The organism is Desulfonatronum lacustre DSM 10312 (assembly GCF_000519265.1).
Lineage (GTDB): Bacteria > Desulfobacterota > Desulfovibrionia > Desulfovibrionales > Desulfonatronaceae > Desulfonatronum > Desulfonatronum lacustre.
In genome coordinates this window covers 1884342-1897477 of the sequence record NZ_KI912608.1, presented here as the reverse complement: position 1 = coordinate 1897477, position 13136 = coordinate 1884342, and the positions used below count along the sequence as shown (strand labels likewise).

General features: G+C 57.3%; 16 protein-coding genes and 1 riboswitch. Of the genes, 6 read left to right on the top strand and 10 right to left on the bottom strand.

Annotated elements, in window-relative coordinates; genetic code table 11:
- Positions 1 to 229: riboswitch (cobalamin riboswitch) on the bottom strand.
- Positions 230 to 251: 22 nt separating this feature from the next.
- From DESLA_RS22870 to DESLA_RS0108885, 4 genes are all read right to left on the bottom strand, one after another.
- On the bottom strand, positions 252 to 404 hold the full coding sequence (locus tag DESLA_RS22870) for a hypothetical protein (protein ID WP_156932911.1): 153 nt from the start codon (positions 402 to 404) through the stop codon (positions 252 to 254).
- Between the two features lie 109 nt (positions 405 to 513).
- Positions 514 to 1353: a putative metalloprotease CJM1_0395 family protein gene (locus tag DESLA_RS21685; RefSeq protein WP_051434528.1), complete on the bottom strand. Its 840-nt coding sequence runs from the start codon at positions 1351 to 1353 to the stop codon at positions 514 to 516.
- 380 nt (positions 1354 to 1733) lie between these two features.
- On the bottom strand, positions 1734 to 2081 hold the full coding sequence (locus tag DESLA_RS0108890) for a type II toxin-antitoxin system PemK/MazF family toxin (RefSeq protein ID WP_035261594.1): 348 nt from the start codon (positions 2079 to 2081) through the stop codon (positions 1734 to 1736).
- Positions 2071 to 2304, bottom strand: a complete 234-nt coding sequence (locus DESLA_RS0108885) for an antitoxin MazE family protein (protein ID WP_028572183.1) — start codon at positions 2302 to 2304, stop codon at positions 2071 to 2073. The genes DESLA_RS0108890 and DESLA_RS0108885 overlap by 11 nt, the downstream gene beginning before the upstream one ends.
- A gap of 255 nt (positions 2305 to 2559) precedes the next feature.
- Here DESLA_RS0108885 and DESLA_RS0108880 point away from each other — a divergent pair, with 255 nt between their 5' ends.
- The 6 genes from DESLA_RS0108880 to DESLA_RS0108850 all read left to right on the top strand — a co-directional run bounded on the left by DESLA_RS0108880 (position 2560) and on the right by DESLA_RS0108850 (position 7087).
- Positions 2560 to 4167: a peptide chain release factor 3 gene (locus DESLA_RS0108880; RefSeq protein ID WP_028572182.1), complete on the top strand. Its 1608-nt coding sequence runs from the start codon at positions 2560 to 2562 to the stop codon at positions 4165 to 4167.
- An 8-nt stretch (positions 4168 to 4175) separates the two neighbouring features.
- On the top strand, positions 4176 to 4511 hold the full coding sequence (locus DESLA_RS0108875) for a TraR/DksA family transcriptional regulator (protein ID WP_028572181.1): 336 nt from the start codon (positions 4176 to 4178) through the stop codon (positions 4509 to 4511).
- Between the two features lie 240 nt (positions 4512 to 4751).
- Entirely contained in the window at positions 4752 to 5177 is a 426-nt protein-coding gene (locus tag DESLA_RS0108870; protein WP_028572180.1) for an FKBP-type peptidyl-prolyl cis-trans isomerase, read from the top strand.
- A 257-nt stretch (positions 5178 to 5434) separates the two neighbouring features.
- Complete coding sequence (locus DESLA_RS0108860) at positions 5435 to 5902, top strand: hypothetical protein (RefSeq protein WP_028572178.1); 468 nt, start codon at positions 5435 to 5437, stop codon at positions 5900 to 5902.
- Positions 5903 to 6097: 195 nt separating this feature from the next.
- A complete protein-coding gene (locus tag DESLA_RS0108855) occupies positions 6098 to 6661 on the top strand; it encodes a DJ-1/PfpI family protein (protein ID WP_028572177.1) in 564 nt (187 codons plus the stop codon).
- A 27-nt stretch (positions 6662 to 6688) separates the two neighbouring features.
- On the top strand, positions 6689 to 7087 hold the full coding sequence (locus DESLA_RS0108850) for a ribbon-helix-helix domain-containing protein (protein ID WP_028572176.1): 399 nt from the start codon (positions 6689 to 6691) through the stop codon (positions 7085 to 7087).
- A 148-nt stretch (positions 7088 to 7235) separates the two neighbouring features.
- Here the strand turns inward: DESLA_RS0108850 and DESLA_RS0108840 are convergent, their stop codons facing one another.
- The 6 genes from DESLA_RS0108840 to DESLA_RS21680 form a co-directional block, all read right to left on the bottom strand.
- Positions 7236 to 7619 carry an SMI1/KNR4 family protein gene (locus DESLA_RS0108840; RefSeq protein WP_028572175.1) on the bottom strand — a complete coding sequence of 128 codons (384 nt, stop codon included), beginning with the start codon at positions 7617 to 7619 and terminating at the stop codon, positions 7236 to 7238.
- A 151-nt stretch (positions 7620 to 7770) separates the two neighbouring features.
- Positions 7771 to 8799, bottom strand: a complete 1029-nt coding sequence (locus DESLA_RS0108835) for a helix-turn-helix transcriptional regulator (RefSeq protein WP_028572174.1) — start codon at positions 8797 to 8799, stop codon at positions 7771 to 7773.
- A 44-nt stretch (positions 8800 to 8843) separates the two neighbouring features.
- Positions 8844 to 9089: a DUF2283 domain-containing protein gene (locus DESLA_RS0108830; protein WP_028572173.1), complete on the bottom strand. Its 246-nt coding sequence runs from the start codon at positions 9087 to 9089 to the stop codon at positions 8844 to 8846.
- A 173-nt stretch (positions 9090 to 9262) separates the two neighbouring features.
- Positions 9263 to 9685, bottom strand: coding sequence for an SMI1/KNR4 family protein (locus DESLA_RS22380; protein ID WP_084031982.1), 423 nt, complete (start codon positions 9683 to 9685; stop codon positions 9263 to 9265).
- An 11-nt stretch (positions 9686 to 9696) separates the two neighbouring features.
- Positions 9697 to 10446, bottom strand: coding sequence for an HNH endonuclease (locus DESLA_RS22375; RefSeq protein ID WP_084031981.1), 750 nt, complete (start codon positions 10444 to 10446; stop codon positions 9697 to 9699).
- A 16-nt stretch (positions 10447 to 10462) separates the two neighbouring features.
- Positions 10463 to 12904 carry an ATP-binding protein gene (locus DESLA_RS21680; protein WP_028572170.1) on the bottom strand — a complete coding sequence of 814 codons (2442 nt, stop codon included), beginning with the start codon at positions 12902 to 12904 and terminating at the stop codon, positions 10463 to 10465.
- Between the last annotated feature and the right edge of the window lie 232 nt (positions 12905 to 13136).

The following is a 13136-nucleotide window of genomic DNA, read 5'->3' as shown; positions in this document are numbered from 1 at the left end:
CCTTGGGGCCTGATGCCGGTAGGTCTTCTGGCTTCCCCAGGAAGTCGTTCCGCCTTCCCATCCGTTTTCGACGTGGATTGCCGAATCGGGACAGTGGCGTCTTCAGGAACGCTTCGCTTCTCCCCGAAACATAGGGGGGAGCTGGGGTTACAGCGGCGGGTCCGCTCCGGTATCGCACCGGATTCCCTCTTCGTCTCCATAACGGAGAACCAGCATGTTTTCGGCTCTCGTATCCGGGATGGGGCGGGGAGTCAAACGTTCCCTGGGCTTGGCAGGGCAATTTTGTTCTCGAACCACGGGCGCTCTGGATCGGTATCGAAATCGAAATCGTGATCGAAATCGATTTCTGGTAACATCCCGATTTCGATAGCGATTTCGATTTCGATGGTTGCTGGCCCACCCATGGGGGGTCCCCTTGAACACCCTGCAATCTACCACTTTGAAAGTATGGATATTTTCCAGAGAACAAAATGGCCCTGCTGGGCTTGGCCTCTGGTTTTGGCCGGATATCAGCTAAAACGGATTCCCCGTCTCAACCATGGCCAGTTGGGTGCGATAGGCCTGGACGGATGGAGCTCGGTGGGCAGGCGAGGTTTCGGAGATTGGCGGGAATGTGGTGGGAAAGGCGGAATCCGGGGAGCGACTGAAAAATCCGGCATGGTCGGACGCAGTCTGGTCCTGGCCAAGGTTTGGGGATGGATGGCCGTCGTCGGCCTGGCGCTCTGCTTGCTCGTTCTGAATGCGCTCCATCCGGGCCTCGGCTTCCATTTGGGCCGCGCTGGTCGCTACCTTGACGTCCTGAGGGGAGGGGCTGGCCGGGGCCAGGGCGGCCCGGCGGATGGTCTGGGCCTTCTGTTCGGTCTGCTCCGGATTGCCGGGCACTGGAGAGGTGTCGATGCTCACTTCCCCGCCCACGGCGTATTGCCGTCCGTCCGGGCCGGTTTCGTAGGTGTAGCTGACCCCGGCGGTGACATATTGCCCTCCGGCGGCCACATGGGCCTGTTCATGAGCCCGGACCTCGGCATCGCGCTGCCGAAGCTGCTCCAGAACCTGACGATCCTCCGACGACAGCTCGGACTCGTCGCGCACCGCGTTGATTTCGTCCTGCATGTCGCTGCCGTTCCGGTCCGCGGCGTGCGCTTCCTTGGGATCATCGTCCTGGTCCGGGGCTGCGTCGCCTTGGCCTTCTTTCCTGGTGAACGGCTCTCTGTGGCGCTGCTCTTCGAAGACGCCGGCCGATACCGGACGGGCGTCCGGTCCGTAACCCATATCCAGGCCCAGGGCAGGAGCCTGGCCCTGGTCGCCTTTGAGTCTCTGGCTGTCCTGATCCGTGCGGTGGCTGAGGCTGACCACGTCTCTCGGCGCAAGAGGACTTGAAGGCTGAGCGGCTCCGGCAAACCCACTTGCGAGTCCGGCCGCGACGCCGGCCGCTCCGGAAGCCTGCTCGTTCAGGTTTTGACCGGTCCCGGAGTGCTGCTGCCGCGAGGAATTGCAAAACGGGCAAGACCCGTCCTCGCCGTGCTGGGAATGGGTCGTGGCTCGCGAAACCGCCCAGGGAAAGCGAATTGCTCCAGGAGGGAGCGGAAGCGGGGTGCGATGCGGCGATGTCCATCAGAGGCTTCGGAGAGATGCTTGAGGCTTTGGGAAAATAAGCCGTGGCGGTTGAAGGTCGGCACTGCCACCAGCATTATCGGTTGGATTTCGGAATACTTTAGGGGCGGGCGAAAAGTTTTTTACAGGCCGAGCCAAAGAGCCAGGGCTCTGTTGACCTGGAGCATGGTTTCATCAGAGGCATGTCCGATGACCCGGCGGACGCGTTCCCGTTTGATGGCGGAGATTTTATCCACCATAATCTGGGATGTGACGCTCAACCCGTTGGTTTCGGAGGGTTTGAGCGTGATGCGGAACAACGGGGCGTCTTGGATGCTGGAGGAAAACGGACAAACGACTATGCTGGCGTGGCCGATATTGGCGTGGTCGTGCTGGACGACCAGGGCTGGGCGGATTTTTTCATAATCTCCGGTCATCGCGACGATGACCAAATCCCCCCGGCGGACATCAAGTGGGTGGTCACGACTCATCGGGAGCATCCCAGGCCGAGATGTTTTCCAAGAATTCCAGTACGTCGGATTCCTCCGGACTTTGGCTGACCAGAAGGGATTGACGCCGCATTTCGTCGGCAACCTCCTGGGACCGGGTATCGGGAATCCAGATCTGGATCGACCGCATTCCGCGCTTTTTCATCCGGGCGCGATAGCTTCTCATGGCTTCACGGGCCGAAAGGGGTGAGCATTGTGTTTCCATGGTGTCGGCCTCCTTGTTTTCGATAACGTAGTTATGGGAGATTGCGGGGTCAAGGTATCCGGAAACGGCCGGCGTCCAATCAACTTGACCACGCTCGAAAAATAACGCACTCTACGCCCTCTTCACCAGCCATGGATCTTCTTGTGACTCCCTGAATTCATTCCCGTTGCCTTTATTTCATCCCTGCCGCCGGCGAACGTTCGCCGATGTGTGGCGGGGTTCTTTCGTTTTTCCCGTCCTTCCAATCACCGTCCTATGAACAAACTCCAGAAAGAAGTCGCCCGGCGACGCACGTTCGCCATCATCAGCCACCCGGACGCCGGGAAAACCACGCTCACGGAAAAACTGCTCCTGTTCGGCGGGGCCATTCATTTGGCCGGGGCGGTCAAGGCCAAGAAGAACTCCCGGGGGGCCACCTCGGACTGGATGGCCGTGGAGCGGGAGCGGGGCATTTCCGTGACCTCGTCGGTGATGAAGTTCGACTACAACGGCCATGAGATCAATCTGCTGGACACCCCCGGCCACCAGGACTTTTCCGAGGACACCTACCGCGTGCTCACCGCGGTGGATTCCGTGTTGATGGTCATCGACAGCGCCAAGGGCGTGGAGGTGCAGACCAAAAAGCTGATGGAGGTCTGCCGGATGCGCAACACGCCGATCATGACCTTTATCAACAAGCTGGACCGGGACGGCCTGGAGCCGATTGAACTCCTGGACGACATCGAAACCAACCTGGGCATTGAGTGCGCGCCGCTGACCTGGCCCGTGGGCATGGGCAAGGGATTCAAGGGCGTGTACGACCTGCGCGCGGACGAACTGCGCTTTTTCGTGCCCGACGGCCAGAAGTCCACCCGGCCTAAGGACGTGGTGCACGTCAAGGGTCTGGACGATCCTCAACTGGACGACCTGCTGGGCCGGGACGCCCAGGATCTGCGGGGGGACGCGGAACTGCTGGCCGGAGCCGGACACCCTTTTGATCATGAACGCTATCTGGCCGCCAGGCAGACGCCGGTGTTCTTCGGCAGCGCCATCAACAACTTCGGGGTTCAGGAACTCTTGGACACCTTCGTGACCCTGGCCCCCCCGCCACAGCCCAGGGAGGCGGAAACCGGGGTGAACGGAAAGGCGGGAACGCGGCTCGTCTCCCCGCTGGAGTCGGATTTTTCCGGCGTGGTCTTCAAGATCCAGGCGAACATGGACCCGGCCCATCGGGACCGGATCGCCTTTTTGCGGATCATTTCCGGCCATTTCGAGAAAGGCATGCGGGTGCGGCACCACCGGATCGGCAAGGACGTCCAGATCGCCAATGCCACGATCTTCATGGCCCACGACCGTACCGGCGTGGAAGAGGCCTGGCCCGGGGACATCATCGGGGTCCACAACCACGGGACCATCAAGATCGGGGACACCTTTTCCATCAAGGAGCCGTTGAAATTCACCGGCATTCCCAGCTTCGCCCCGGAACATTTCCGCCGGGTCCGGCTCAAGGACCCGATGCGGGCCAAGCAGCTGGAAAAAGGGCTCTTGCAGCTCTGCGAGGAGGGCGCGGTCCAGGTTTTCCGGCCCCTGCGCGCCAACGACTACCTGCTGGGCGCGGTGGGGCCGTTGCAGTTCGAGGTGACCATGGCCCGGCTCAAGGATGAATACAACGTGGACGCCGGATACGAGCCCATCGACATCACCGGGGCGCGCTGGATCGCCGGAGGCAGGGACGCCAAGAAGTTCATCGCGGACAACGGCCGGGACATCGCCACGGATATCGACGGGGACATGGTTTATCTCGTGTCCAACCCTTGGCGGTTGGAACGGCTCTTGGAGACGTACGACGACATCGTGCTGCAAACCATCAAGGAGCACAGGTAGCCGGTCCCATGGATCAAGCAGGCAGGAAAGCCCTGGAAGCCCGGATGCTGCGGAAAATCGCCGACTTGAAGGCCCAGTTGGGCGACCTGGAAGAACGGGCGCAAACCGTGGAACTGGATCAGCAGGCCGTGGGGCGGCTTTCCCGGATGGACTCCCTGGCCAACCAAAGCATCGCCGTCAACGCCCTGGGCAAGGCCAAGAGCCGCTTGGCGCGGCTGGAACGGGCCCTGTCCAGGATCAACGACGAGGATTTCGGCCTCTGCGCCGACTGCGGCGACCCCATCGCCCCGGCCAGACTGCTGGCCATGCCCGAGGCCGTGCTGTGCGTGGGGTGCGCGGATTGACAGGTAGATTCTATTCAAACCGATAAGTAACTACTCAGCACGGAGTAATTCTGTTGCCGGGGTCGGAATCGGGATCGGGATCGGGATCGAAAACGCTGGGATGCGTTCTAAATTCTTCCTGTTTCGATTCCGACTCCGATACCGACCCCGACACCGATTCGGAGCAAGATCGGACACAAAATGTACTGAGTAGTTACACCGATAAACGACTTTTTACCACTATCTAACCGAGGAGGCATTATGACACAGGCGCAAACCGGCAACCAGGTCAAGGTGCACTACACGGGTCGCCTGGACAGCGGACAGGTTTTCGACAGCTCCGCGGATCGCGAGCCGCTGGAATTCACCCTGGGCCAGGGGCAGCTGATCCCCGGCTTCGAGGCCGCGGTGACCGGAATGCAGGTGGGCGACAAAAAGACCGTGACCATTGCCGCGGAAGACGCCTACGGCCCGCGCCAGGACGACCTGCTGTTCTCCGTGGAACGCTCCCAACTCCCGGACACCATCCAGCCCGAGGCGGGGCAGCAGTTGCAGGTCAACCAGGAGGGGCAGACCGCCGTGGTCACCATCTCCGAACTCACGGACACCACCATGACCCTGGACGCCAACCATCCCCTGGCCGGAGAGAATCTGACCTTTGACCTGGAAGTGGTCGAGGTGGCCTAGGTTGAACCGACCCATCGACATCCCCGCGCCTTTTTGGGCGTGATTCTGATCAGCCGTCGCATTGACATTGTTCGATGCGGCGGTTTTTTTTATCTGAATGTTGAAACACCCTTATCCTGCAGTCCGTTCAAAAACCCCAAGAGCAAGGAGCAAAAAAAAATCAAGGTCGAAGCGTATTTATTGATACGTGAGAGTTTGATCTTTTTGCAGCGACGCGGCAATTGGGAGTTTTTCAACGGACTGCAAGGAGAACCAAGATGCTTCCCCGACTGACCCCCACCGAATCCTGGAGAGAGTTCATGGCCCAGGGCCGCCAGTTTCACAAGGCCGCCCTGGGTGGACTGAAGCGAACCGAGGTCTTTACCCCGGAGATCCTGTACAACATGCTGGCCATGGCCATGGAAAAGTACATCATGGGCCTGCTGATGTACCGAAAAAAACTACCGGACAACCATACGTTCCGGGACTTGGTGGATGGGCTGCGGCGGATGGAAGCCCAGAGCGAGAACTCTTCCGGCCCCAGGCTGACTGATGAGCTGGCCGGGGAGCTGCTGGCCCTGGATGCGTTCCAGGATATCTGTTCGGTGGATGGCTATGCGCGACAGCCGCCGAGTGACGAGGAAATCCTGCGGATGAGCCGGACCTGCGCCAATCTCCTGGAGTACGTGGAGGCAGGGTTGCCGCCGGAGACCGCGACGCAGGATGCCGGGGCTGCCGCGGGGTGATGGAAAGAATGGTTTGACGATGGCTGCCGATGTGCGTGTAACGATTCCGATGGAGTGGTATGTGTAAATTTTGCACATACCACTCAACACAGTCGATTTTTTTTGCAGTGTAGTATTGCGTTACTACCCACCTGCTCACCCGTGGTGTAGAGAATCACTCCAATACGTTCACACTCTAAAAAAAGGATGCGGCAGATGGCTAAAATTCTGATGATTACCGGCGATTTCACGGAAGATTATGAAACCATGGTTCCTTTCCAGATCCTGCTGGCGACTGGACACCAGGTGGACGCGGTGTGCCCCGGCAAGGCGGCAGGGGAGGTGGTTGCAACCGCTATCCACGATTTCGAGGGGCACCAGACCTACAGCGAAAAACCGGGACACAATTTCACCCTCAATGCGACGTTTGCCGAAATAAAGGCCGAAAGCTACGACGGTCTGGTGATTCCCGGTGGGCGGGCGCCCGAGTACCTGCGCCTTAATCCCGAAGTCCTTGAGATGGTGAAACATTTCTTCACAGCCGATAAGCCGGTGGCTGCCATTTGTCACGGTGCGCAACTGCTGGTAGCGGCAGGTGTGCTCAACGGCCGGACCTGTTCCGCTTACCCCGCTTGCGAACCGGAAGTAAAAGTGGCGGGCGGAAAATACGCTCCCCTGGAGATGACGGAGGCGATCACCGATGGCAATCTGGTGACTGCCCCGGCCTGGCCGGCCAATCCCGCCTGGATGGCCCAGTTCATGGCCCTGCTGGATGGTTGATTCTTTCTAAAAGGGGGAGGTTTTTTCATGTGCCAACTGTTCATCAATGCCAACAGCGATCTTTGGAAAAGCCAAACCAAGTCTCTGCGGATCGACGGCGTTTCCACCAGTATCCGCATTGAAAACTTCTTCTGGTCAACCCTGGAAGAGATCGCCACCCGCGATCGGATGACGGTGAATCAGCTGATCACCAGACTCTACTTCGAGTCGATCGACGCCGACCACGACCTCGGCAATTTCACGTCTTTTCTGCGCGTTTGCTGTGCCCGGTATCACGCATTGATGGCCGCGGGCGAATTATCCCCCGCCTTGAGTGAGGAACTCAGCAGCGTTGCTTCCGCCGAAATCCTGGAGCGGGAGAGCGCCCGATGGATCGAGCGGGGCAAGCTGGTGCAAGCAGCTTCGCCGAGGAGTCGGATGCACTGAACCGCTCAAGTGCATTGACGTCAGAATCGGCAGACCACGCATGACGGCCCGACCTTGATATTCAGGGTCGGGCCTTTTTTTTGTTTGACCAGCGCAACGGTCGCTGAAGCCGCCGAGAACGCCAAGGGAATGATTTCATCCCCGGCTTTCAACCGTCCCTTCTTCCTTCCCCCTGCTTCAACCCGACCATCCAGAGGTCAAAGCATCGGGCAACGATCCTGCGCCGTTCCAGGCAATCCACCTCCAGCACCATGCCGCTGGCGCAGTCCAGGACAATCAGCGAGCCGTTGTTTTGGGCCAGAACCAATTCGTCGCGGCGCAGGCCATGGATGGGGCGCAGTCGTTTGGTGGCTCCGATGACGCAGGGTACGGCCTCGGCATCGGCCATGTCCTGGCTGTAGCCGTAGATGGTCAGCCCCCCGGTCTCGGCATGTCCGTACCGGACCAGGAACTCGGCGTAGTCCGGTGGCACCCGAACCCCCAATTCAGCCTGAACACGGGCCACGCGAGCCGCTTTGCCGAAAGAATCCATGACGGGCCTCCTTGTGTGGTGCACGGGAAAGGAAAAGCCCGTTCATATCATGATCCGCGTGACGGACAAGGCCGACCGGTTCACCCAGGTGTGGACCGGGATGAAAAAAATCAGTCACCCTCACCTTTCCTCCGACCTCCGTCCTCCGCCATCAACCATCTATCTCCTGACTTTTGTCTTCTGTCTTCTCCCGCCCCTCGTACCGCTCCATCAGTCGCCGCACCTGCCCCGCCGCCTCCGCGCGCAGCCATGCCGGTTCCAAAACCTCGGCCGCGTCCAGCCCGAAACCGGCAGCCCAGCGCAGCACTTCCCTGGGCGCGGACACCTGGACCGTGAACAGCAGGCAGCCGTCGGGTTCAAATTTCAGTTCCTGGCTGTGATGCCAGAGCCCTTCGGCCACGTATTCCGCTGCCTGGGGCTGGAAGCGGATCACGACCCGGTTAGTCTCATCGCCCATGAAATGGATGAAGGCGTTGGCCAACTGGCGGTGGAAGCATTTCTCGTAGGGGATGTGGGGTGAACGGACCGGGGTGAAGCGGACTTCCCGGACCCGGTTCAGGCGGAAGGTGCGGAAGCTGGGGGTTTTGTCCGGACAACGGGCATAGAGGTAGAGGCTGCGCTGCAGGAAGTAGATGCGTAACGGATCGACCTCCCGCCAGGAGTACTCCCCGGAGTGGCGGGATTCATACAGAATGCGCACCCTGCGGTGCTCGATCACGCCTTGTTCCAGGGCGTCCAGCACTTCTGGGCGGCACCCGTAGCCCTCGTGCATCACCACCCGATCGAACTCGTCCAGCACCTGGCTGCGAAAGGGCTCATCCAGCCCGGCGGCCAGCTTCCGACCCACCCGCAAGGCCCGGGCCACCAGATGGCCTTCTCCGGACGACCAGAGATGGCCCAGGGCGAACATCAACAACAGGCGGTCCGAAAGGGCCAGATCCAGTGTTGGAGCCAGGGCGTCGGCGGTGATGACGAAGCCGTGGTCCGCGGTGTAGGAAAAGCCGAATCCCATGTTCGCCAGGACCTTGCGGTCCTTGTAGAATTGGGTCCTGGAAACCCCCAGCCGCTCCAGCAGTCCGGAGAGTTCCTGCCGGGGATTGTCCCGGATTTCCCGGATGATCAGCAAAAGACGATGAATCCGGCGGGCATGAACAGTGTCGTGAATGGTCGCTTCGGGCATGGGGACCTGCTACCTTCATCAGACACGCTCAGATCAGGGACTCATCATGCATGTATTTGCCGACTCTGCTGAAAGTTGGCCAGAACCGGCAACTCGAATATGTCGCTGCGCAAGAGTCGAGTTGAAAAGAAAAGTACTTCAAGATTTTCAATGGCATTTGTGCCCGGGTTGAGACGTGCAATAATATCATCCCCAATTTCTTCGCTTTCCTGTTCAGGATATGGTTTGCATGTGGAGATATGAAGGATATCGGCAACTCTATCGTACTGAAAAGTCAATTTTTGCTCCATTCGACGACTCCTTGTGACAATTTCCTGGCGAGTATGTGTAATTATCCAGTACCGCTGCTCCCAGCGGATCTGCTTGAGATTATCTATGCCGTTCCTCGGCTCATCTTCGAGGTAATGGCCTTCCCGTATGTTGTTGGTTGTTGGCCCAACAATATTTCACCTGCCATCCGATATCATTTCAATTTATTCATAAATTCTTCGAATGATTCCGCTAACTCGTATACTTTTTCCTGCTCCATATCGAGAAACACAACTCGTGGAATTTTTTCTGTCTCTTTCTGAAGAAAACAAAAGTAGTTCCCAAAGCTATCAACTGCGAATGGAAATAGGTTTTTGTTGACTTTATTTATCAAGTTGTAATTCTCTTCTACAGAATCAAATTTGTCAGACATATCAACGCGAAGAAAAGATTTTACAGAGAGAGTGTCATCTCCGAAATCGAAGTATTTTTTATTTGGTCTTCCTCCATTATTTTTTTGAACCAAAGAAACATAAACTCTTGGAAGAGAAACACTTGTTGCTTTAGAAATGTTTTCAATATGTAAAGGCCCTTGAATATTCTTGACATATTTCCAGTCAAAATTTTGCATCGTCATTTTTTTACCTCCTAAATATCCTTGCCCCAAACGGAATAACCACCTGTATGTCTTGTCTCTGCATGCACTTTTGAGTCAACAAGTTTCATATTTCCTGGTTTAGCATCATGGTGCCATGTGTAGCCATCTGGAGTATCACCATTTTTAATTTGCTCCAGCTGTTCTTTTGAAAATGTATCAGCGACTTTAGAATCGTTTTTCACCCCTTCCGTGAGCTTTTCGTTGCATTGCTTTTCATGGTCTGCTCTTGTGCCCGTATAATTTCCTTTTTCATTTTTGTCTAAATTTGTTTCATATGCTGATTCAAATTCAGGCATTACAAGCTCAACCTTTTTTCCATCTGGTCGCTCTGATTGTTTGACATCGTAAGGAACTCCAGTGTCAGGGTGAGTAGCGCCTGCAAGGCGATCATTTATCGATGGAATGCGACTTCTTGCATTCTCCCCTGAATGTTCTGAAATACCTTGGCTAGTCTCCTTGCAGCTAATAGTTGTTTGCTCGTTTTCTGGCTTGGCCCAATGACCGTCAAATGAGGAACCCAGTCTCTCCCCTTCACCTTTTCCGGTATCCGGATTGTCCCACGGACCATCAAACGAAGAACCCAGCTTTCCGGTCTCGCCTTTGCCCATATCTTTCGCGCCAAAGCCCGGTTGCTCGCCGGGCACGTCAAACCCGCCTTTGCGACCGGCAACGCCGTCGCCCATGTTTTGGCCAACATTTTCCAAAGCCTTTTTGGCAACTTCACCGGCAACATGCTGCATGCATGACCTCCGTTTGCTATTTTGAAATGCCGCGAAACTTCCTGAACTGTTCCTGAATGGCCGGACGCCTGGGGTCGGTCCAGTAGATCATGGTAAGCATATCTTCGGCCAAGTTGCGCTCCATGATTTCCGGGATGGTCGTCCCCAGGAGCATGGTATGGAGCACCTGACGCAGGTAGGTATCCAGGTTTCCCATATCCTGGGATGTTCCTTGCCAGTTTTCCCGGAGCCGTTTGGGCGTTTCCGGGTCAATACGGTTCATGTAGTAGGCAAAGAAGGGGATGGTCAGGCGATCGTCCTGGCGCAGGTAGCGCATGTCCTCGCGCAATCTGGCCGTCATTTGTTTCCGGGTGGCCGCGTCCAGCCGACCGGACTCACCTTCCAGCATGGCAGCGGCATCAAACCAAAGATCGGCGAAGATGCGGTTCATGGCCGTGCAGCGGTCATAGCAGCCCGGATATTTGGCGTTCAGTTCGGCAAAGAGCCGGGCTGCGTAGTGGATGGCGTAGCAGGCCTGCTCCAGTTCCGAGTCCTTGCGGGTGCGACGTTTGATCAGATTATTAAACCCTGCTCGCAAGGTCGGTAAACGTTCGGTTTCATCCAGAAGCATTAGCACGAATGCGCCCATCACGGAAAAATAGATGTCCTGGTGTATGGTTCGGAAGTCCATCTTGGCATAGATTTGGGGAATGTCCGGGTGTTTCTCGAACCCGGGGTAACGGCGGAAAACAAAGGCGTTGGCGACGTGAAAGGGGCGCATTCGTTCCTGGATTTCCGGGTCCGGCACAAAGGCGAGATCTCTTTGGCCGAATCGATCGATCTCTACCAGAAAGGCCTTGTCCATGCCCTCACGATGGATTACCGCCTGCCCCACGCCCAGCAGGCTCAGTTCCCGACTTTGCTCATCGGTAAGGTTCATGGCCGAGCCGACTTGGTCCCGGTCGTCCCGGGCCAGGGTACGGTGAACGATCTTCATGTTCGTGTTCTTGATCACGTCCTGGGTCAGCTTGGAGGGAATCTGGTCCACCACCACAAGCCCCTGGCCCAGGGTGCGGATTTCGGAGATGACGTTGGAGAAGGTCTCCACGGCTTTGCCTCGGGTGTTGCCCACTTCCGGGGAGACATAATCCGGGACGCGGCGTAGCAATCTGTGTGCTTCCTCAATGAGCAGAACGTGTTTCAGGGGCGACCCCGGCTGACCGTGGTTTTCCCGGTACTCATAGATGGCCGCGAGAATCAGCCCCATCAGGAAGCACTTTTCCTCGTCGTCGCCAATGTGCTTCAGTTCCAGGACCACTTTTCCCTCAAGCAGGGTGGCCATAGGCGTGGAGCGGCGGGTGTTCAGCATCAGCCCCTTGCTGCCCGTGAGCAGGCTGGAAATCCGGGCCTTCAGGGCCGCGGAATAGTTCATGGTCTGTTCCTGGGCGTATTGCTTTCGGGTGACTACATCGTCGATTTTCTCGTACAGATCCTGCATGGTCGGCAGGAAGTCGAAAAAGCGCTCCCCGAAGTGCTCTCCAGTGCTCCCCTCGGGCATGGTCGGCTGGCCAGGCAAGGTCTGGACAGGGGCACCGTCCAGATAGATGTTCGAGGACGTGGCCAGCTCCCAGCCTTTGTCCTTGTACACCTCAATGATCGCCTCTTCCAGGATGTAGGGCATGGCCGCGTACATGGGAAAGGCCGCGCTGAACACGGACTTGAGAGTGTCAACGTGGGTCAGCAGGTTGCAGCCGGGGCAAAATTCAAAAGGATTGATCCGAAACGGCGAAACCGTTTCCCCGCCCAGGGTGAACACCTTCAGGTCCGGCACGTGGGCCAGCATCTGCCGGTATTCGGTTTTGGCCGGTTCGATGACCATGAACGGCAACTGCAAATCATGCAGCAGGTTCATGCAGGTGTTGGTTTTGCCGGAACCGGTTACCCCGCAAACAAAGAGGTGTTTCTGTAGCAGCTTGCGCGGCAGTAGATAGGGCATGGCATCCACCGGAGCCCGCTTGTGGATCACCCGCCCCAGCCGGATGCAGTCCGCCTCCGGGGGCACGGTGTAGTTCACCCCAAAGGACGTGGACGGACGAATGGAAACGCCTTGCACCTCCTGCCGTGGCACGTTCATGATGATGGACAGCTCTTCCGTGTTCAACGGCGTACTCACACCGCCCATGACTGGACCGAGAGGGTGTCCGAGTTGGGCTTCCTGAATTTGAGCCCAGGCCTGATCCAATATCTCTCGTGAGAAGTTGCCAGGGCAGCGGCGTATTTCCTCCAACAGGCGATAACGCTCCTTGGGGTCCGCTTTTTGGAGTAATCCAAGCAAATCGGCTACGGAGCGGCCCATACGAGATGCGAACTCGGATAGTTTGCGCCCGGCGCTGACGGCCTTTTCCACGTTACGGTTTTCCTCTCCGTAGAGGAAAAGGTTGTAAAGCGGGTTGTTGAACGTACGCAGATATTTGCTCAATGCCTCGGAATTGAGGTTTACACTCCGCACAGGCTCCCAATGTGTTTCGTCACCGGAGAGACAAGCCCTTAACAGCCCCTTGGAACGACGCTGAGTATACTCGTTTTTTGTCAGCAGATAGACACCAACGTTCCAAAATCCAAGGTTTTTTCCTTTTTGCAGGCGATGAATATAAGCGTCCGTCAACTTTTCACAATGCTCTGCCGTTTTATTTAACTCATCCCGTCCGACG